Annotated in this window: 19 protein-coding genes and 1 other annotated feature; all 19 genes read right to left on the reverse strand. The window is 38.3% G+C overall.

All coding sequences use genetic code 11. The features are described from left to right. Positions 1 to 150 precede the first annotated feature (150 nt). The 19 genes from tuf to ACH0B5_RS11505 all read right to left on the reverse strand — a co-directional run bounded on the left by tuf (position 151) and on the right by ACH0B5_RS11505 (position 19,843). Positions 151 to 1,338 (reverse strand): elongation factor Tu, encoded by a 1,188-nt coding sequence (gene tuf / locus ACH0B5_RS11415; RefSeq protein ID WP_122971267.1) that lies wholly within the window; start codon positions 1,336 to 1,338, stop codon positions 151 to 153. Positions 1,339 to 1,467: 129 nt separating this feature from the next. Further along, positions 1,468 to 3,546, reverse strand: a complete 2,079-nt coding sequence (gene fusA / locus ACH0B5_RS11420) for an elongation factor G (RefSeq protein WP_341362871.1) — start codon at positions 3,544 to 3,546, stop codon at positions 1,468 to 1,470. Between the two features lie 91 nt (positions 3,547 to 3,637). Beyond that, positions 3,638 to 4,108 carry a 30S ribosomal protein S7 gene (gene rpsG, locus ACH0B5_RS11425; protein ID WP_122971265.1) on the reverse strand — a complete coding sequence of 157 codons (471 nt, stop codon included), beginning with the start codon at positions 4,106 to 4,108 and terminating at the stop codon, positions 3,638 to 3,640. Between the two features lie 166 nt (positions 4,109 to 4,274). Beyond that, positions 4,275 to 4,694 (reverse strand): 30S ribosomal protein S12, encoded by a 420-nt coding sequence (gene rpsL, locus ACH0B5_RS11430; protein ID WP_122971264.1) that lies wholly within the window; start codon positions 4,692 to 4,694, stop codon positions 4,275 to 4,277. Positions 4,695 to 4,788: 94 nt separating this feature from the next. Continuing rightward, entirely contained in the window at positions 4,789 to 5,040 is a 252-nt protein-coding gene (locus ACH0B5_RS11435) for a ribosomal L7Ae/L30e/S12e/Gadd45 family protein (RefSeq protein ID WP_122971263.1), read from the reverse strand. A 155-nt stretch (positions 5,041 to 5,195) separates the two neighbouring features. Next, positions 5,196 to 8,879: a DNA-directed RNA polymerase subunit beta' gene (rpoC, locus tag ACH0B5_RS11440; protein ID WP_122971262.1), complete on the reverse strand. Its 3,684-nt coding sequence runs from the start codon at positions 8,877 to 8,879 to the stop codon at positions 5,196 to 5,198. 125 nt (positions 8,880 to 9,004) lie between these two features. Beyond that, entirely contained in the window at positions 9,005 to 12,568 is a 3,564-nt protein-coding gene (gene rpoB / locus ACH0B5_RS11445) for a DNA-directed RNA polymerase subunit beta (protein WP_406927841.1), read from the reverse strand. Between the two features lie 274 nt (positions 12,569 to 12,842). Next, positions 12,843 to 13,445, reverse strand: coding sequence for a class I SAM-dependent methyltransferase (locus ACH0B5_RS11450; RefSeq protein ID WP_122971260.1), 603 nt, complete (start codon positions 13,443 to 13,445; stop codon positions 12,843 to 12,845). 88 nt (positions 13,446 to 13,533) lie between these two features. Next, a complete protein-coding gene (gene rplL / locus ACH0B5_RS11455) occupies positions 13,534 to 13,896 on the reverse strand; it encodes a 50S ribosomal protein L7/L12 (RefSeq protein WP_122971259.1) in 363 nt (120 codons plus the stop codon). A gap of 80 nt (positions 13,897 to 13,976) precedes the next feature. Continuing rightward, positions 13,977 to 14,477: a 50S ribosomal protein L10 gene (gene rplJ, locus ACH0B5_RS11460; protein ID WP_122971258.1), complete on the reverse strand. Its 501-nt coding sequence runs from the start codon at positions 14,475 to 14,477 to the stop codon at positions 13,977 to 13,979. A 33-nt stretch (positions 14,478 to 14,510) separates the two neighbouring features. Continuing rightward, positions 14,511 to 14,654 (reverse strand) — a sequence feature (ribosomal protein L10 leader region). 67 nt (positions 14,655 to 14,721) lie between these two features. Continuing rightward, positions 14,722 to 15,420, reverse strand: coding sequence for a 50S ribosomal protein L1 (gene rplA / locus ACH0B5_RS11465; protein WP_122971257.1), 699 nt, complete (start codon positions 15,418 to 15,420; stop codon positions 14,722 to 14,724). A 132-nt stretch (positions 15,421 to 15,552) separates the two neighbouring features. Beyond that, on the reverse strand, positions 15,553 to 15,978 hold the full coding sequence (rplK, locus tag ACH0B5_RS11470; protein WP_141396955.1) for a 50S ribosomal protein L11: 426 nt from the start codon (positions 15,976 to 15,978) through the stop codon (positions 15,553 to 15,555). A gap of 280 nt (positions 15,979 to 16,258) precedes the next feature. Then, positions 16,259 to 16,795: a transcription termination/antitermination protein NusG gene (gene nusG / locus ACH0B5_RS11475; protein ID WP_122971256.1), complete on the reverse strand. Its 537-nt coding sequence runs from the start codon at positions 16,793 to 16,795 to the stop codon at positions 16,259 to 16,261. 161 nt (positions 16,796 to 16,956) lie between these two features. After that, complete coding sequence (secE, locus tag ACH0B5_RS11480) at positions 16,957 to 17,142, reverse strand: preprotein translocase subunit SecE (RefSeq protein WP_122971255.1); 186 nt, start codon at positions 17,140 to 17,142, stop codon at positions 16,957 to 16,959. Positions 17,143 to 17,201: 59 nt separating this feature from the next. Beyond that, positions 17,202 to 17,348 carry a 50S ribosomal protein L33 gene (gene rpmG / locus ACH0B5_RS11485; protein WP_122971254.1) on the reverse strand — a complete coding sequence of 49 codons (147 nt, stop codon included), beginning with the start codon at positions 17,346 to 17,348 and terminating at the stop codon, positions 17,202 to 17,204. 83 nt (positions 17,349 to 17,431) lie between these two features. Continuing rightward, positions 17,432 to 18,079 (reverse strand): RNA polymerase sporulation sigma factor SigH, encoded by a 648-nt coding sequence (sigH, locus tag ACH0B5_RS11490; RefSeq protein WP_122971253.1) that lies wholly within the window; start codon positions 18,077 to 18,079, stop codon positions 17,432 to 17,434. Positions 18,080 to 18,151: 72 nt separating this feature from the next. After that, positions 18,152 to 18,667, reverse strand: a complete 516-nt coding sequence (locus ACH0B5_RS11495; protein ID WP_122971252.1) for an NYN domain-containing protein — start codon at positions 18,665 to 18,667, stop codon at positions 18,152 to 18,154. 5 nt (positions 18,668 to 18,672) lie between these two features. Further along, positions 18,673 to 19,425, reverse strand: a complete 753-nt coding sequence (gene rlmB, locus ACH0B5_RS11500) for a 23S rRNA (guanosine(2251)-2'-O)-methyltransferase RlmB (protein ID WP_122971251.1) — start codon at positions 19,423 to 19,425, stop codon at positions 18,673 to 18,675. Position 19,426: 1 nt separating this feature from the next. Next, positions 19,427 to 19,843 carry a Mini-ribonuclease 3 gene (locus tag ACH0B5_RS11505; RefSeq protein WP_122971250.1) on the reverse strand — a complete coding sequence of 139 codons (417 nt, stop codon included), beginning with the start codon at positions 19,841 to 19,843 and terminating at the stop codon, positions 19,427 to 19,429. Position 19,844: the final 1 nt, after the last annotated feature.

Below are 19,844 nucleotides of genomic sequence, written 5' to 3' on the forward strand. Positions count from 1 at the left end.
GTCTAACAAAATTAGGAGATTGCGTGTTTATTTTTTCTGAATTTTATCTGTACCCCAACAAATATTTTAGAGCCTCATTTATAAAAGAATAAAAAAAACCAATTCGTAGGCGTCCCCACGAATTGGTCAAAGGTTTTAGCTAGGCTAAAATTATTTTTGGATTGAAGCTACTACTCCAGCTCCAACAGTACGTCCACCCTCACGGATAGAGAATTTAGTACCTTCTTCAAGAGCGATTGGAGAGATTAATTCAACGTTCATTTCGATGTTGTCACCAGGCATTACCATTTCAACGCCTTCTGGTAAGTTAATAACACCAGTTACGTCAGTTGTACGGAAGTAGAACTGAGGACGGTAGTTAGAGAAGAATGGAGTGTGACGTCCACCTTCTTCTTTTGATAATACATAAACTTCTGCTTTGAAAGTAGTGTGTGGAGTGATTGAGCCTGGTTTAGCTAATACTTGTCCACGTTGTACTTCTTCACGAGAAACCCCACGAAGTAAAGCACCGATGTTGTCACCAGCTTCAGCATAGTCTAATAATTTACGGAACATTTCAACACCAGTTACAGTAGTTGATTTTGGTTCTTCAACTAAACCGATGATTTCTACAACGTCACCAACTTTAACTTGACCACGTTCAACACGGCCAGTTGCAACTGTACCACGACCAGTGATTGAGAATACGTCCTCAACTGGCATCATGAATGGTTTATCAGTGTCACGTTCTGGAGTTGGGATGTAGCTGTCAACAGCGTCCATTAACTCAACGATTTTTTCTTCCCATTCTGCTTCACCTTCAAGAGCTTTAAGAGCAGAACCTTTAATTACAGGAACATCGTCACCTGGGAAGTCATATTCAGAAAGTAAGTCACGTACTTCCATTTCTACTAATTCTAATAATTCTTCGTCATCAACCATATCACATTTGTTTAAGAATACTACTAAGTAAGGTACACCTACTTGACGTGATAATAAGATGTGCTCACGAGTTTGTGGCATTGGGCCGTCAGCAGCAGATACTACTAAGATACCGCCGTCCATTTGAGCAGCACCAGTGATCATGTTTTTAACATAGTCAGCGTGTCCTGGGCAGTCAACGTGTGCATAGTGACGAGTAGCTGTTTCATATTCAACGTGAGAAGTGTTGATTGTAATTCCACGCTCTTTTTCTTCTGGAGCGTTATCGATTTGGTCGTAAGATTTTGCTTCCCCACCAAGACGTTTTGAAAGAACTGTAGCGATTGCAGCAGTTAATGTAGTTTTACCATGGTCAACGTGTCCGATTGTACCAATGTTAGCATGCGTTTTCGAACGGTCAAATTTTTCTTTAGCCATTAGAGTTAGCCTCCTAATATGTGTTTTTATTATTTTTTTATGTTACAACTGCTGGCTGATAAGGGCCCTTCTCAGCCAGTCAATCATAGCTTACAAATTATTTATACTTGATACAAGATGAAATTTCAATTATTCACCTTTATTTTTTTTGATGATATCTTCAGCAATTGATTTTGGCACTTCTTCATAGTGATCGAATACCATTGAGAATACACCACGACCTTGAGTTGCAGAACGTAATGTAGTCGCATATCCGAACATTTCAGAAAGTGGAACCATTGCACGAACAACTTGAGCGTTACCACGAGCTTCCATACCTTCTACACGTCCACGACGAGAAGTGATGTTACCCATAATATCCCCAAGGTATTCTTCAGGAATTACTACTTCTACTTTCATCACAGGCTCTAAAAGAACTGGGTTACATTTAGAAACTGCGTTTTTAAGTGCCATAGAAGCAGCGATTTTGAATGCCATTTCGTTGGAGTCAACGTCATGGTATGATCCATCGAATAATTTCGCTTTAATATCAATTACTGGGAAACCAGCAAGTACACCATTTTCTAGTGCATCTCTTAAACCAGCTTCAACAGCAGGGATATATTCACGAGGAACAACCCCACCAACGATAGCGTTTTCGAATTCGAAGCCTTTACCTTCTTCGTTTGGAGAGAATTCAATCCAAACGTGACCGAATTGACCACGACCACCAGATTGGCGAACGAATTTACCTTCAACTTGTGCTGAACCACGGAATGTTTCACGGTAAGAAACTTGTGGAGCACCTACGTTAGCTTCAACTTTGAATTCACGTTTCATACGGTCAACAATGATATCAAGGTGAAGTTCACCCATACCAGAAATAATTGTTTGACCAGTTTCTTGGTTTGTATAAGCACGGAATGTTGGATCTTCTTCTTGAAGCTTTTGTAAAGCTTGGCTCATTTTATCTTGGTCTGCTTTTGATTTCGGTTCTAATGATAAATCAATAACTGGTTCTGGGAATTCCATAGACTCTAAGATAACAAGGTTTTTCTCGTCACAAAGAGTGTCACCAGTTGTAGTATCTTTAAGACCTACAGCAGCTGCGATATCCCCTGCGTAAACTTTTGAAATCTCTTCACGAGAGTTCGCGTGCATTTGTAGAATACGACCTACACGTTCACGTTTACCCTTAGTAGAGTTTTGAACGTATGAACCTGATTCTAAAATACCAGAGTAAACACGGAAGAAAGTTAATTTACCAACATAAGGGTCAGTCATAACTTTGAATGCTAGTGCAGAGAATGGCTCTTCATCACTTGAATGACGAACGATTTCTTCACCTGTATCAGGATCTACACCTTTAATAGCTTCAACATCAGTTGGAGCTGGTAAGTAATCAATTACAGCATCAAGCATTAATTGAACACCTTTGTTTTTGAATGCAGTACCACAAAGTACAGGGTAGAACTCTACAGATAAAGTAGCTTTACGGATACCAGCTTTAAGCTCTTCGTTAGTGATTTCTTCACCAGCGAAGTATTTCTCCATAAGTTCTTCATCAAGTTCAGCTACCGCTTCAATAAGTTTTTCACGGTATTCTTCAGCTTGTGCTTTATATTCTTCTGGAATTTCACGTTCCTGGATATCAGTACCTAGGTCGTTTCCGTAGAATGTAGCTTTCATTTCAACTAAATCGATAATTGCTTCGAATTCATCTTCAGCACCGATTGGTAATTGAATTGGGTGAGCGTTTGCTTGTAAACGATCGTGAAGAGTATTCACTGAGTACAAGAAATCCGCACCGATTTTATCCATTTTGTTAACAAATACGATACGTGGAACACCATAAGTTGTAGCTTGACGCCATACAGTTTCAGTTTGTGGCTCAACACCTGATTGAGCATCAAGTACTGTTACTGCACCATCAAGTACACGTAATGAACGTTCAACTTCTACAGTGAAGTCTACGTGTCCTGGTGTGTCGATGATGTTTACACGGTTACCTTTCCATTGAGCTGTTGTCGCAGCAGAAGTGATTGTAATACCACGTTCTTGCTCTTGCTCCATCCAGTCCATTTGAGAAGCACCTTCGTGAGTTTCACCGATTTTGTGAATCTTACCAGTGTAATAAAGGATACGCTCAGTTGTTGTTGTTTTACCAGCATCAATATGAGCCATGATCCCAATATTACGTGTATTCTCTAGTGAGAATTCGCGTTTCATAGGAAATTTTCTCCTTCCATATTGGGTTTCGCTAATTGTTGAATATATATTTAAACCTACGTACTAGCTAACAGCTAGCACGTAGTCTAAATTACCAACGATAGTGTGCGAATGCTTTGTTTGCTTCTGCCATTTTATGCATATCTTCGCGTTTTTTCACTGAAGCACCAGTGTTGTTAGATGCATCTAGAATTTCGTTAGCTAAACGTTCTTCCATAGTTTTTTCACCACGAAGACGAGAATAGTTAACTAAGTAACGAAGACCTAATGTAATACGACGTTCTGGACGAACTTCAACCGGTACTTGGTAGTTAGAACCACCAACACGGCGAGCACGTACTTCAAGAACTGGCATTACGTTATTTAATGCAGCTTCAAATACTTCGATTGGATCTTTACCAGAACGTTCTTTTACTAATTCGAACGCACCGTATAAGATCTTTTGAGAAGTACCTCTTTTACCATCAATCATCATTTTATTGATTAAACGAGTTACTAGTTTTGAATTATAAATTGGATCTGGTAACACGTCACGTTTGGAAACAGGACCTTTACGAGGCATGTGTTTTCCTCCTTTCAACAAATATCTATTTTATAGTATCAAGTCGCCTTTTATGTATTGCGTTAATTAGGCGCAATATAGTCGTTTAGATTTTGAACCGTGCGCACGTTAAATAATTCAAAAACCGTCACGATTAAAAAGGCATACATCATTTCAAACAATTAAATTATTTTTTCTCTTTTGGACGTTTTGTACCATATAGAGAACGAGATTGCATACGGCCGTTTACACCAGCAGTATCAAGAGCACCACGTACGATATGGTAACGTACCCCTGGTAAGTCTTTTACACGTCCACCGCGGATTAATACTACGCTGTGTTCTTGTAAGTTGTGACCTTCACCAGGAATGTAAGCTGTAACTTCGATTTGGTTAGTTAAGCGTACACGAGCATATTTACGTAACGCTGAGTTTGGTTTTTTAGGTGTCATAGTACCAACACGAGTACAAACCCCACGTTTTTGAGGAGAATTAACATCTGTTAAAGATTTTTTAAAGCTGTTATATCCCTTGTTTAACGCTGGTGAATTTGATTTCGTTACTTTGGATTTACGAGGCTTACGTACCAATTGGTTAATTGTAGGCATCGGTTTTTCCTCCCTTCATTTATTCCTTAATACCACACATCCAGGTGGTTCATTTTTAGGGTAAAAACAAAGTCTTTGTGTTTTTACACAAAAACTATCTTGCAGTAATTGCAACAACCGCAGCTCCAACATGAATACCACAAGCTTTGCCAAGTTCTTTTTTAGACTCGACGAGACTCACTGGTACGCCGACTTCTTTTGCAAGAACAATTACTGGATCGGTTACCCAACTGTCTGCATCAAGTGCTACAAAAAGCTCTATAACTTGACCAGCGCGGATTGCTTTCACTGCTTGCTTTGTACCTATGATTGTTTTACTGGCCTGTTCTACTCTTTCATAAGACATTTTCATATCCTCCAAAGTACAGACAGTTAACTATCAACCTTAAGTATATTAACACTATCAATTTAAACTGTCAAATATTTTTATAAAAATCCTTCCGGAAGAATTACCCTTCTCCCGGAAGATTTTTATATGAAATATACATTTGAATTGTATATTTATTCTGCAGATGTCAGTTCTTCAACTGCTTCAGTTTCTTCGATACGAATCTGACGATAACGTTGCATACCAGTACCAGCCGGAACTAGTTTACCGATAATAACATTTTCTTTCAGACCAAGAAGTTCATCACGTTTACCTTTAATAGCAGCATCCGTTAACACACGAGTTGTTTCTTGGAATGATGCAGCAGATAAGAATGATTCTGTTTCAAGAGATGCTTTTGTAATACCTAGGATAACAGGACGACAAGTTGCAGGAACTTTACCGTTAATAATTGCATCTTTATTTGCTTCAGTGAATTGGTGGATATCAAGTAATGAACCTGGTAATAACTCTGTATCACCTGCTTCAATTACACGAACTTTACGAAGCATTTGGCGTACCATTACTTCAATATGTTTATCTCCAATTTCTACCCCTTGCATACGGTATACTTTTTGCACTTCTTTTAATAAATATTCTTGAACAGTTGCTACGTCCTTAACTTTTAATAATTGTTTTGGATCAATAGAACCTTCAGTTAAAACTTGACCAGGTTTAATCACATCACCAAGTTGTACTTTTAAGCGAGCATTGTATGGCGCTTGGTACTTACGTGTTTCGATTTCACCCTGGATTGTAATTTCTTTTAAGCCTTCACGAATTTCTTCGATCTCAGAAACAGTACCTGAGATTTCAGAGATAACCGATTGCCCTTTAGGATTACGAGCTTCGAAAATCTCCTGAATACGTGGAAGACCTTGTGTAATATCGTTACCAGCAACCCCACCAGTATGGAATGTACGCATTGTTAATTGTGTACCTGGTTCACCGATTGATTGAGCAGCGATAATACCTACCGCTTCACCTACTTCAACCTCTTCACCAGTTGCTAAGTTGATACCGTAACATTTTTTACATACACCATGTTTTGTATTACATGTGAATGCAGAACGAATTGTCACTTCTTTAATACCAGCATCTTCGATTTCACGAGCTATATCTTGAGTGATTAATTGATCACGCTCTAAAATAACCGCACCTGTTTCAGGGTGACGAATTGTTTTCTTCGTATGACGACCAATAATACGCTCTTCTAAAGTTTCAATTACTTCCGTGCCTTCCATTAAAGCACCGATTGTTAAGCCGCGGTCAGTACCACAATCGTCTTCACGTACGATGACATCTTGGGCAACGTCTACTAATCGACGAGTTAAGTAACCTGAGTCCGCAGTTTTTAATGCTGTATCGGCTAGACCTTTACGAGCACCGTGAGTAGAGATGAAGTATTCCAATACTGTTAAACCTTCACGGAATGAAGATTTGATTGGAAGTTCGATAATACGTCCAGCTGGGTTGGCCATTAATCCACGCATACCAGCAAGTTGTGTAAAGTTAGATGCGTTACCACGGGCACCAGAGTCACTCATCATGAAGATTGGGTTCGTATCTGGTAAAGAGTCCATCAGTTTAGACTGAATTTCATCTTTCGCCGCAGACCAGCTTGAGATGACACGATCATAACGTTCTTCTTCCGTAATTAAACCACGACGGAATTGAACCATTACTTTATCTACTTTTTTCTGTGCTTCTTCTAAAATTTCAACTTTTTCAGGTAATACAACGATATCTGAAATAGCAACTGTAATACCAGCTTTAGTTGAATATTTAAATCCTAGGTCTTTCATACGGTCAAGCATTTTAGACGTTTCTGTAATATGGAATCGTTTAAATACTTCCGCAATGATATTTCCTAAGAATTTTTTACGGAATGGGCTAATTGTTTTAACTGAAGCAAAGTGTTTTTGTAACACAGCTTGGCGTTGTGCTTCTACTTTTTCATTTTCTGAAAGTTCATTGTAACCTTCAGTAGCTTCTAGCTCTTTTAACGTTTCTTCATCAATTGTTAACGTTGTGAAGTATTTCTCAGGTGTTTTTTGTTCTAAATTCACAGCTGTTGGTTCATTAATATAAGGGAATGATTCAGGAAGAATTTCGTTGAAAATCACCTTACCTACTGTTGTTAATAAGAACTGTTTATTTTGTTCTTCTGTAAACGTAGGGTTATTTAATGAACTTGCTTTTACAGCAATGCGAGTGTGTAAATGTACATTACCAGTTTGGTAAGCAATTAATACTTCGTCAGTACCGTAGAATACAGAACCTTCACCACGAGCTCCTGCACGCTCAAGCGTTAAGTAATAGTTACCTAATACCATATCTTGAGATGGAGTTACAACTGGTTTACCATCTTTTGGATTTAAGATGTTTTGAGCAGCTAACATAAGTAAGCGAGCTTCCGCTTGTGCTTCTGCTGATAATGGAACGTGAACCGCCATTTGGTCACCATCGAAGTCAGCGTTGTAAGCTGTACATACTAATGGGTGTAGACGAATCGCACGGCCTTCTACTAATGTTGGCTCGAATGCTTGAATACCAAGTCTGTGAAGAGTCGGTGCACGGTTAAGTAACACTGGATGTTCACGGATTACATCTTCTAAAACGTCCCATACTTCGTTGTGCATACGCTCAATTTTACGTTTTGCACTTTTAATGTTATGAGCTAGGCCTCGTTCAACAAGTTCTTTCATAACGAAAGGCTTGAATAACTCGATTGCCATTTCTTTTGGAAGACCACATTGGTACATTTTTAAGTTTGGACCTACTACGATAACGGAACGACCAGAATAGTCTACACGTTTACCAAGTAAGTTTTGACGGAAACGACCTTGTTTCCCTTTTAACATATGTGATAGGGATTTTAAAGGACGGTTACCAGGTCCTGTAACAGGACGACCACGACGACCATTATCAATTAATGCGTCAACCGCTTCTTGTAACATACGTTTTTCGTTTTGAACAATGATGCTTGGTGCACCAAGGTCAAGTAGACGTTTTAAACGGTTGTTACGGTTAATTACTCGACGATATAGATCGTTCAAGTCAGAAGTAGCAAAACGACCACCGTCTAATTGCACCATTGGACGAAGCTCAGGTGGAATGACAGGTAGTACATCTAAGATCATCCATTCTGGTTTATTACCAGAGTTTCGGAATGATTCGATTACTTCAAGACGTTTAATTGCACGTGTGCGACGTTGGCCTTGAGCAGTTTTCAACTCTTCTTTTAATGAAATTGTTTCTTCTTCTAGATCAATTTGTTCTAGAAGTTTTTTAATTGCTTCTGCACCCATTGCCGCTTCGAAGCTGTTACCGAATTTTTCACGGTATGCACGGTATTCTTTTTCAGATAAAAGTTGTTTTTTATCTAAGCTAGAATCACCTGGTTCGATTACAACGTATGATGCAAAATAAATAACTTCTTCCAATGCACGTGGTGACATATCAAGAATAAGTCCCATACGGCTTGGAATACCTTTGAAATACCAAATATGAGATACAGGTGCTGCTAGTTCAATATGACCCATACGTTCGCGGCGAACTTTTGCACGAGTAACTTCTACACCACAACGGTCACAAACTACGCCTTTATAGCGCACACGTTTGTATTTACCACAGTGACATTCCCAGTCTTTTGTAGGTCCGAAAATACGTTCACAGAACAGACCGTCTTTTTCTGGTTTTAAAGTACGATAGTTAATAGTTTCAGGTTTTTTTACTTCTCCATATGACCATGAACGAATCTTATCCGGTGAAGCTAAACCGATTTTCATATATTCAAATTCATTAACATCTATCAAGGAGCCTACCTCCCTTTAGTATAAGTCCTCTGAGACTTTCCGAAGCTCAACATTAATTTTAAAAATTAATAATGTATTTTAATAATGGGCAGGCAGAAAATCTTTCTCCTGCCCAATTATTATAATTATTCCATTGATTCTACAGCATCTTCTTTTTCACTAGCTGGTAAGATGTTTAATGCATCTGTTGGTTGAAGTTCATCTTCATCGTCTAAATCGCGAAGTTCAACTTCTTCATCATTAACTGTTAACATTTTCACATCTAAACCTAATGATTGAAGCTCTTTAATTAATACTTTGAAAGACTCTGGAACACCTGGTTCTGGAACACTTTCACCTTTAACAATTGCTTCATAAGTTTTCACACGACCAACAACGTCATCGGATTTAATCGTTAAGATCTCTTGAAGAGTGTATGCAGCACCGTAAGCTTCAAGTGCCCAAACCTCCATCTCACCGAAACGTTGACCACCAAATTGCGCTTTACCACCAAGTGGTTGTTGCGTAACTAGTGAATAAGGTCCAGTTGAACGAGCGTGAAGTTTATCGTCAACCATGTGAGCTAATTTGATCATGTACATGATACCAACTGAAACTCGGTTGTCGAATGGTTCACCCGAACGACCATCATAAAGAATTGTTTTACCGTCGCGGTTCATACCTGCTTCTTCCATTGTTTCCCAAACATCTTCTTCGTTGGCTCCATCAAATACTGGCGTTGCCATATGAAGACCTAAGTAACGAGCAGCCATACCTAAATGAAGCTCTAAAACTTGTCCGATGTTCATACGAGATGGTACACCAAGTGGGTTTAACATGATGTCAACAGGAGTTCCGTCTGGCATAAACGGCATATCTTCTTCAGGTAAAATACGTGAAATTACCCCTTTGTTACCGTGACGTCCGGCCATTTTATCCCCAACGCGGATTTTACGTTTTTGAACAATATAAACACGAACTAATTGGTTAACGCCTGGTGGTAACTCATCGCCATCTTCACGGTTGAAGACTTTAACATCTAGAACGATACCGCCAGCACCATGAGGTACACGTAATGAAGTATCACGTACTTCACGAGCTTTCTCACCGAAGATAGCATGTAATAAACGCTCTTCAGCAGTTAACTCCGTTACCCCTTTAGGTGTAACTTTACCTACTAGAATATCGCCATCACGAACCTCAGCACCAATACGGATAATTCCACGGTCGTCTAAGTTGCGAAGTGCATCTTCCCCGACATTTGGAATATCACGAGTGATTTCTTCAGGTCCTAATTTTGTATCACGAGATTCTGATTCATATTCTTCAATATGAACAGAAGTGTAAACATCGTCTTTTACTAGACGTTCGTTCATAATAACGGCATCTTCATAGTTGAACCCTTCCCATGTCATGAAGGCAACTAAAACGTTACGTCCAAGGGCAAGTTCACCTTTTTCCATTGATGGACCATCGGCTAAAATGTCCTTCGGTTTAACACGATCGCCAACTTTTACGATTGGGCGTTGGTTAATTGAAGTACCATGGTTCGAACGAGTGAATTTTTGAAGTTTGTATTTCGTTAATTCACCTTTTACTTCTTTCCCATCAATTTCTTCAATACGACGTACATGAATAGAACGTGCTTCAACGTGTTCTACAATACCGTGGTATTTGTTTACTACAGCAGCCCCTGAGTCACGAGCGTTAACGTGTTCCATACCAGTACCAACAAATGGTGCCTCTGGGTTTAACAAAGGAACAGCTTGACGTTGCATGTTCGCACCCATAAGCGCACGGTTAGAGTCATCGTTTTCTAAGAATGGAATACACGCTGTGGCAGCAGATACTACTTGTTTAGGCGAAACGTCCATATAGTCAACACGGTCTTTTTTGAATACTGTGTTATCCCCACGGAAACGACCTAAAACTTCATCATTTGCGAAAGTTCCATCCGGATTTAACTTGGAGTTCGCTTGCGCAACAATATAATTATCTTCTTCGTCAGCAGTTAAGTAATCAATTTGATCTGTCACTTGACCTGTTTCAGGATCAACACGACGATATGGTGTTTCAATGAAACCAAATTTATTTACTTTTGCATAAGAAGAAAGTGAGTTGATTAACCCGATGTTTGGACCCTCTGGAGTCTCAATCGGACACATACGACCGTAGTGAGAGTAGTGAACGTCACGTACTTCCATACCTGCACGCTCACGAGTTAAACCACCAGGTCCTAAAGCAGAAAGACGACGTTTGTGAGTTAACTCAGCTAACGGGTTTGTTTGGTCCATGAATTGCGATAATTGAGAGCTACCAAAGAACTCTTTTATCGATGCAATAACTGGACGAATATTAATTAATTGTTGAGGTACGATAGACGCAGTGTCATTAATAGACATACGTTCACGTACAACACGTTCCATACGGGATAAACCGATACGGAATTGGTTTTGTAACAATTCACCTACTGAACGTAAGCGACGGTTACCTAAGTGGTCGATATCATCTGTATTTCCTACACCATGTAATAAGTTAAAGAAGTAAGACATCGATGCAATCACATCAGCTGGTGTGATATTTTTCACTTCTTCATCTACATAAGCGTTTGAAATAACATTGATTTCTTTTTGCGCTTCATCATTTGATGCAAAGATTTTAATTGATTGAATCGTTACGTCTTCTTCTAATACCCCACCAACTTGGGATAATGTACGGAAGCCGATTCCATTTTCTAAATAAGGAATAATACGGTCTAAAGTACGACGATCAAGTGTAGTACCTTTTTCAACTAAAATTTCTCCTGTTTCTGGATCGACAAGAGTTTCTGCAACCGTTTGATTGAATAAACGATTTTTAATGTGAAGCTTTTTGTTCATTTTATAACGTCCAACGTTTGCTAAATCATAACGTTTAGCATCGAAGAAACGAGAATATAATAAGCTTTTTGCACTTTCAACTGTAGGTGGTTCACCTGGACGAAGACGCTCATAGATTTCTAATAACGCTTTTTCAGTGCTATCAGTGTTATCTTTTTCAAGCGTGTTTCGTAAATACTCGTTATCACCAAGAATATCAATGATTTCTTGATCTGAACCGAACCCTAAAGCACGTAATAATACTGTTACTGGAAGTTTACGTGTACGGTCAATACGTACATACACTACGTCCTTTGCATCAGTTTCGTACTCTAACCAAGCACCGCGGTTTGGAATTACAGTTGCACCAAAGCCTTTTTTACCGTTTTTATCAGTTTTATCGTGGAAGTAAACGCTTGGAGAACGAACTAATTGTGAAACAATAACACGTTCGGCACCATTGATTACAAATGTGCCTGTTTCTGTCATCAATGGGAAGTCACCCATGAAGACATCTTGCTCTTTTACTTCGTCTGTTTCTTTGTTGTGGAGACGTACTTTTACGCGCAATGGTGCAGCATAAGTTACGTCGCGTTCTTTACATTCATCAACATCATATTTAGGCTCACCTAAACTATAATCGATGAATTCAAGTGAAAGATTGCCTGTAAAATCTTCGATTGGAGAAATGTCGCGGAACATCTCACGCAACCCTTCTTCAAGGAACCACTCGTAAGATGCTGTTTGAATCTCAATTAAATTCGGAAGCTCCAGCACCTCTTTAATACGCGCAAAGCTTCTACGCTGGCGGTGTTGTCCGTACTGAACTAGTTGACCTGTCAACTCATTCACCCCTCATTAAAGCGATAATAGGTCTTTGCAAAATCAACTAAATAGTGTATGATTTCGAAAGACAAAAAGAAAACGAGTCTTTTCTTAGATCTCATTTTCGGTTAAACTAAACTTATTCATGGTAAGTATACCCACATAAAATATATTGCATACAAAAGGGCAAACTCCCACAAAATAATAATTTTGCATTTTATTATGTTATCATAGCCATTTTGTCAAGTCAATATTTTATATCTTATACTCATTTATTTCCATTCTTACAATGAATGGTTAATTATTTTTTTGCTCGTATAATCCAATAGCCTTTTTTCTTCTCGACTATTTCTACTTCTGCAAACTTTTCTTCTAAATGATTTACTGTAGATGGAGCACCTTGTTTCTTTTGAATGACGACCCACAGCTCTCCCCCAACCGTTAATTTCTCGAAAGCACCGTCATAAAATTTAAAGACCGTATCTTTCCCAGCTCGAATCGGTGGGTTAGTTAAAATTGCGGCAATCGGCAATTCTTCTCCAACAGCAGCAAGACCATCACTTTCAAAAATACGTACATTTTGAACTCCGTTTATTTGCGCATTTTTATTCGCTAGCGCAACTGCCCTTTCATTAATATCCATCATATAAATTGTACGATCTGGATTTTGTTTAGCAATCGATAACCCAATTGGGCCATATCCACAGCCTACATCCAAAATAGCACCTTCTATTTCAGGAAGTTGAAAAGTTTCAATTAAAACACGGGATCCAAAATCTACTTCGCTTTTACTAAAAACACCCGAATCTGTTTCAAATAAGAAAGTATGTCCGAGTAATGTAAATTTCCATTGGCGTGGTTTACTTTCAGTTTGAGGCTTTTTTGAATAATAATGTTCAGACATCGAACCGTGCCCTCCTCAAAGAAAATGAAGAAAGCCCGTCAAAATAGACGAGCTTTCTTTATTTATTGAAAATAGGTAAATGGAGAAATTATTTAACTTCGATTGAAGCGCCAACTTCTTCAAGTTTAGCTTTAATTTCTTCAGCTTCTTCTTTAGATACGCCTTCTTTTAATGGTTTTGGAGCGTTATCTACAACTTCTTTAGCTTCTTTTAAGCCAAGACCAGTGATTTCACGAACCACTTTGATAACTTTGATTTTTTGGTCACCAGCGTTAGCTAGTACTACATCAAATTCAGTTTTTTCTTCAGCAGCAGCTGCACCAGCGCCACCTACTACTGCTACAGGAGCAGCAGCTGTTACACCGAATTCTTCTTCGATTGCTTTTACTAAATCGTTTAACTCAAGAACTGTCATAGCTTTGATAGCTTCTAAGATTTGATCTTTGTTCATTTTATTTTCCTCCTATATGGATATGGTTATTTTATTAGGCTACTTGCCCGAAATTAATTTGTTTGAAGTTTAGGCTGCGATTAAGCGCCTTGCTCTTCTTTTTGTTCTGCAACAGCTTTTGTTGCAAGTGCGAAGTTGCGCACTGGAGCTTGAAGAACTGATAAAAGCATTGAAAGTAAACCTTCGCGTGATGGAAGTTCTGCAAGTGCTTTAACGTCATCAGCAGAAGAAACGTTACCTTCGATAATACCAGCTTTGATTTCAAGCGCTTCGTTCTTTTTAGCGAATTCATTAATGATTTTCGCTGGAGCTACTACGTCTTCGTTAGAGAACGCAACAGCGTTTGGACCAGTTAAGAATTCGTTAATTCCAGCAACACCAGCGATTTCAGCTGCACGACGAGTTAAAGTGTTTTTGTAAACTTTGAACTCAACACCTGATTCGCGAAGTTGTTTACGAAGTTCTGTAACTTGAGCAACAGTTAAACCACGGTAATCCACTACTACTACAGAAGAAGCAGCTTGGAATTTTTCAGCGATTTCTTGTACTTGAACTTTTTTTGTTTCAATTGCATTGCCCATGATTGACACCTCCTATTAGAATGGGTCATTTATACCGACAAAAGAAAAGCCTCTAGTCAATAGAGTAGACTAGAGGCGGAAAATTCATCATCTAAAAAAGAATCCGATTTCGATGTCCTCGGTAGGATAATTAAGTGCAAGCACCCCTACTGTCTACGGTACAAATGGATATTCACAACGTCATCCATCTTACCAAGAAAGAGGAGCGTTGTCAACATATATATTTTATTTCAAACGATCTATATTATCGTACAGTTACGCTAGTAGTATCAACTTTTACAGATGGTCCCATTGTAGTTGTTACATTAACAGACTTCATGTAAGTACCTTTAGCTGCAGCTGGTTTAGCTTTTTGAATAACATCAAATACAGCTAAGAAGTTTTCTACTAATTTTTCTGTATCGAAAGAAACTTTACCGATTGGAGCGTGGATAATACCAGCTTTGTCAGCACGGTATTCTACTTTACCAGCTTTGATTTCTTGAATCGCTTTTGTTACATCGAAAGTAACAGTACCAGTTTTAGGGTTTGGCATTAAACCTTTAGGTCCTAATACACGACCAAGTTTACCAACTTCACCCATCATATCTGGAGTTGCAACGATTACATCGAAATCGAACCAACCTTGTTGGATTTTGTTGATGTATTCTGCATCGCCTACATAGTCTGCACCTGCAGCTTCAGCTTCTTTAAGTTTTTCACCTTTAGCGAATACTAATACACGTTGAGTTTTACCAGTTCCGTTTGGTAGTACTACTGCACCACGGATTTGTTGGTCGTTTTTACGAGTATCGATACCAAGTTTGAAAGCCACTTCAACAGTTGCGTCGAAGTTTACTGTGCTTGTTTGTTTTGCTAAAGCGATAGCTTCTTCAGCATTATATAATTTTGAACGGTCAACTAATTTAGCTGCTTCTTGCAGTCTTTTACCTTTTTTTACCATTATATTTTCCTCCTTGATTGTGGTTTTAGCGGATATTCCTCCCACGAATAGAGGTTGCGAGTTCAAAAAAGAACTTACCGCAACCTCCAAAACAAAAGCCTTCATCATCAAGTAACCAGGACTTGTTAACGATTAGTCTTCGATAACAATACCCATGCTTCGTGCTGTACCTTCAACCATCGCCATAGCTGCTTCAACTGATGCAGCGTTTAGGTCTGGCATTTTTTGTTCAGCGATTTCGCGAACTTTATCACGTTTAACCGTTGCAACTTTTTTACGGTTTGGTTCACCTGATCCAGATTGGATACCTGCTGCAACTTTAAGTAATACTGCTGCAGGTGGAGTTTTTGTAATGAAAGTGAAAGAACGGTCTTCGAAAACTGTGATTTCTACTGGAATAATTAAACCAGCTTGATCAGCAGTACGAGCGTTGAACTCCTTACAGAATCCCATGATATTTACACCTGCTTGACCTAATGCAGGACCAACCGGTGGAGCTGGGTTAGCTTTACCAGCAGGGATTTGAAGTTTTACAATTTTAATAACTTTTTTAGCCACGAGACACACCTCCTTAAGTCCGTGATGTGGTAATTGGGTTGCCCCTCCCACTCAAATATCTGTCTGTCAGCTAATTGCCGATAACATTAAAAGATTAACTTTAATTTGACAAACTATCATTTAGACGGTCTGACCTATGAAATGATACCACTTTTAATTTATATAAGCAAGTGAAATTATAAAGCAATTTCGGCAACATAACTTTTCGATAGTTTATCATCGCGCTTATTATGGCGATTTTCTATAGATATAAGTAAGTTCCTAACATTCATTTATAAACCTAAATTTTTTGAATTTGTTCGAAGTCTAATTCCATTTTCGTTTCACGACCGAACATATCAATTGTTACTTTAATTTTGCCTTTATCAGCATCAATCTCTTCTACTTTACCTTGGAAATGAGCAAATGGTCCGTCTAAAACTTCGACTACTTCACCAACTGTAACGTCTAACTCGCCAACTGTTTTCTTCGTAATTCCCATTTGACGTAATAGACGATCTACTTCTTCAGGTAATAAAGGTGTTGGTTTTGCACCTCCACCAGAAGAACCAATAAAGCCTGTTACACCCGGTGTATTACGTACTACATACCATGATTCATCCGTTAAAATCATTTCAACTAATACATAACCTGGGAAAACTTTACGCATTACCGTTCTTTTTTTACCATCTTTTAAATCCGTTTCTTCATGTTCAGGTACGATAACACGGAAAATGTTATCTTGCATCCCCATCGTTTCTACACGTTTTTCAAGGTTTGCCTTTACACGATTTTCATATCCTGAATAAGTATGAACTACATACCATCTTTTCTCCATAACGTTTTCGGACTAGTCGTCCGTCCCTCCTTCACTTATCACATATACACTGACGAAGTCTTATAAATTGTTTACCATAAATAATACAATTAACAAAACAAATGAAAAAAACCCGTTAACATTGAAAGACGGGCTATTTTCGAAATATTAACATCGTATTATTATAAATCTATATACCAACGGAATAGTTCTGAAACGCCTAAGTCAACTAACACAAAAAATATTGCCATAAAAATCACTGTTGAAACTACGACAATCGTATATTTTGTAAGCTCTTTACCTTTTGGCCAGCTTGTCTTTCTCATTTCAGACGTTACATTTTGAAAAAACTGTTTAATCTTGCCCATTCTAGCTTAACCTCCGAACAAATCATCTATTCTATGTTTCAATTGACTTTACTACATAATTATCGTGTTTGTTTGTGTACAGTGTGTTCGTTACAATGTGAGCAAAACTTTTTCAATTCTAGTCGTTCAGTTGAGCCAACTCTTTCAGGAACCGAATAGTTTCGAGAGCTACATTTTTCACAACATAAAACAATTTTCTTTGCCATCTTGAAAATTCACCTATTTCGGCATTTTGTCTTTTAAAGACTACCACCTAAAAGTTTTGCTGTCAACAAGTGGTGCTGTACCGCTAGCTTATCTCACCTATTTCTAGATGACGCTCCAATTTACGTTTTACCCGTTGAAGAGCATTGTCGATCGATTTTACATGCCGATTTAACTCTTCTGATATTTCAAAGTAGGATTGTCCATCTAAATATAAGGATAACACTTGTTGTTCTAATTCACTTAATATTTCGCCAATTTTTTCTTCAAGATGGGAATATTCCTCACGATTAATCATTAAATGTTCTGGATCATCCGATTCAGAGCTAGTGATGATATCCATCAAGGTACGATCTGATTCTTCGTCATAGATTGGTTTATCAAGAGATACATAGGAATTTAGCGGAATATGTTTTTGTCTCGTAGCTGTTTTAATAGCTGTAATAATTTGACGAGTAATACAAAGTTCCGCAAACGCTCTAAAAGACGACAGCTTATCCCCTTTAAAATCTCTTATCGCTTTATATAAACCTATCATTCCTTCTTGAATGATATCTTCCTTATCTGCTCCAATTAAAAAATAAGAGCGTGCCTTCGCTTTAACAAACATACGATATTTCGTAATTAAATAATCTAACGCTTCTGTATTACCTTGATGCACTTCTTCAATCAGTTGTTCATCTGAAAGGTCTTCAAATCGTTGCAACACTTGTGTCTGATTACTTTTTAGCATTGGCCTCACCCCAGAACGTTCTGTATTGTCATAGGAACAGTATAACGGAATTGGAAAATATAGGTCAATCAGTTATTTCAAACCCCGTCGCCATTTTTCAAAAGCTAACTCTACTTCTTCTGATAATTGAATTCTAGATTTCGGTTTTTCTTCATTCGTCATTTTTTTTACTTCTTGAGAAATATTCGATTTGATAATTGCCATTTCAATTTCTAATTCACGAGCCGATTTCCGTAGAGCGCCATTTCCGAAAATAACGTTTTGTTCTGTTAAATCGGAAGTGGCAACATAAATTTGGACTTTTCTACCCTTTAGTTCATTTGTTAACTTTTCAATACATTCATCGGCAGTTTCATTTTTTCTAGTATAAATTATTTCAACTGCATTTTTCACATAATTTTGTTGAGCACCTGGAACTAGGTGGGCATCAAACACAACAATTACTCGACAGCCAAGGGCAGCTCTGTATTCCGCCATTAGATCAAGCAAGTGATTGCGGGCTTCTTCAAAGTTTGTTTCCCGAAGAGGCCGCAATTCTTTCCATGCGCCGATCATATTGTAACCATCAACAATCAAAATCGTTTGCATAATTCTTATCCATTCTTTTCTTGTCGTTTACGGTATACTTCATACATTAATAAGGCAGCAGCAACTGAAGCATTTAATGAATTTACATGACCTACCATCGGCAAATGGTATAAGAAATCACATTTTTCTTTTAGTAATCGACTCATCCCTCTACCCTCGCTGCCTATAATGACAGCTAGCGGAAGCGTCGCATCCATTTTGCGATAATCTACAGATCCTTTTGCATCCGTCCCCGCAATCCAAACACCACGGTCTTTCAATTCATCAACTGTTTGAGCTAAATTCGTTACACGAACAACTGGTACATGTTCGATTGCACCAGTCGAAGCTTTTGCAACAACTGCTGTTAAACCAACTGCCCGTCTTTTAGGAATTATAATACCGTGAACCCCTATTGCATCTGCAGTACGCATAATCGAACCTAAATTATGGGGATCTTCCAATTCATCAAGAATGAGGAAAAACGGATCTTCATTTTTTTCTTTAGCCGCATTAAATAAATCTTCAATTTCTGCATAATGATAAGCTGCCACAGAAGCTACTATTCCTTGATGGTTCGCATCCGACAATTGATCAACTTTTTTCTTAGGAACAAATTGAACTAATACACCGCGCTCACGTGCTAAGTCTAACAATTCATTGACTCCAGTTTTTTTGACTCCCTCTGCTATCCATAATTTATTAATTTCACGTCCAGACCGAAGCGCTTCAAGAACTGGATTTTTTCCAGCAATCATTTCGCCGTTGTGTTCACTCATGTTAAGATGCTCCCTTCGATTGCTCAACGATTGTAATGGCATAGTCAATAATTTCATTTACTCTCTCAATTTGCTTCGTTAAATAAAGGCTTCCTAGTACCGCTTCAAAACCCGAACTATTTCGATAAGTTTGAACGTCCGTATTTTTTGGAACAGAACCTGATTTTGCATTACGTCCTCGCTTAAATACAGCGAGTTCCTCTTCAGTTAAATAATGCTCTTCGATTAAACGATGAACAACCATAGATTGGGCTTTAGCAGAAACATAATTCGTTGCTTCCTTATGCAATCGATTCGGTTTTGCTCTCCCATTTAAGAGAAGATGTTCTCGAACTCGTTGTTCAAGAACAGCATCTCCCATATATGCTAATGCTAATGCATTTAATTGCTTTACATCTGCTATCCGAAGTTGCGTCATA

Origin of the sequence: Ureibacillus sp. 179-F W5.1 NHS (genome assembly GCF_045369345.1) — a bacterium.
Classification (GTDB): domain Bacteria; phylum Bacillota; class Bacilli; order Bacillales_A; family Planococcaceae; genus Ureibacillus; species Ureibacillus halotolerans.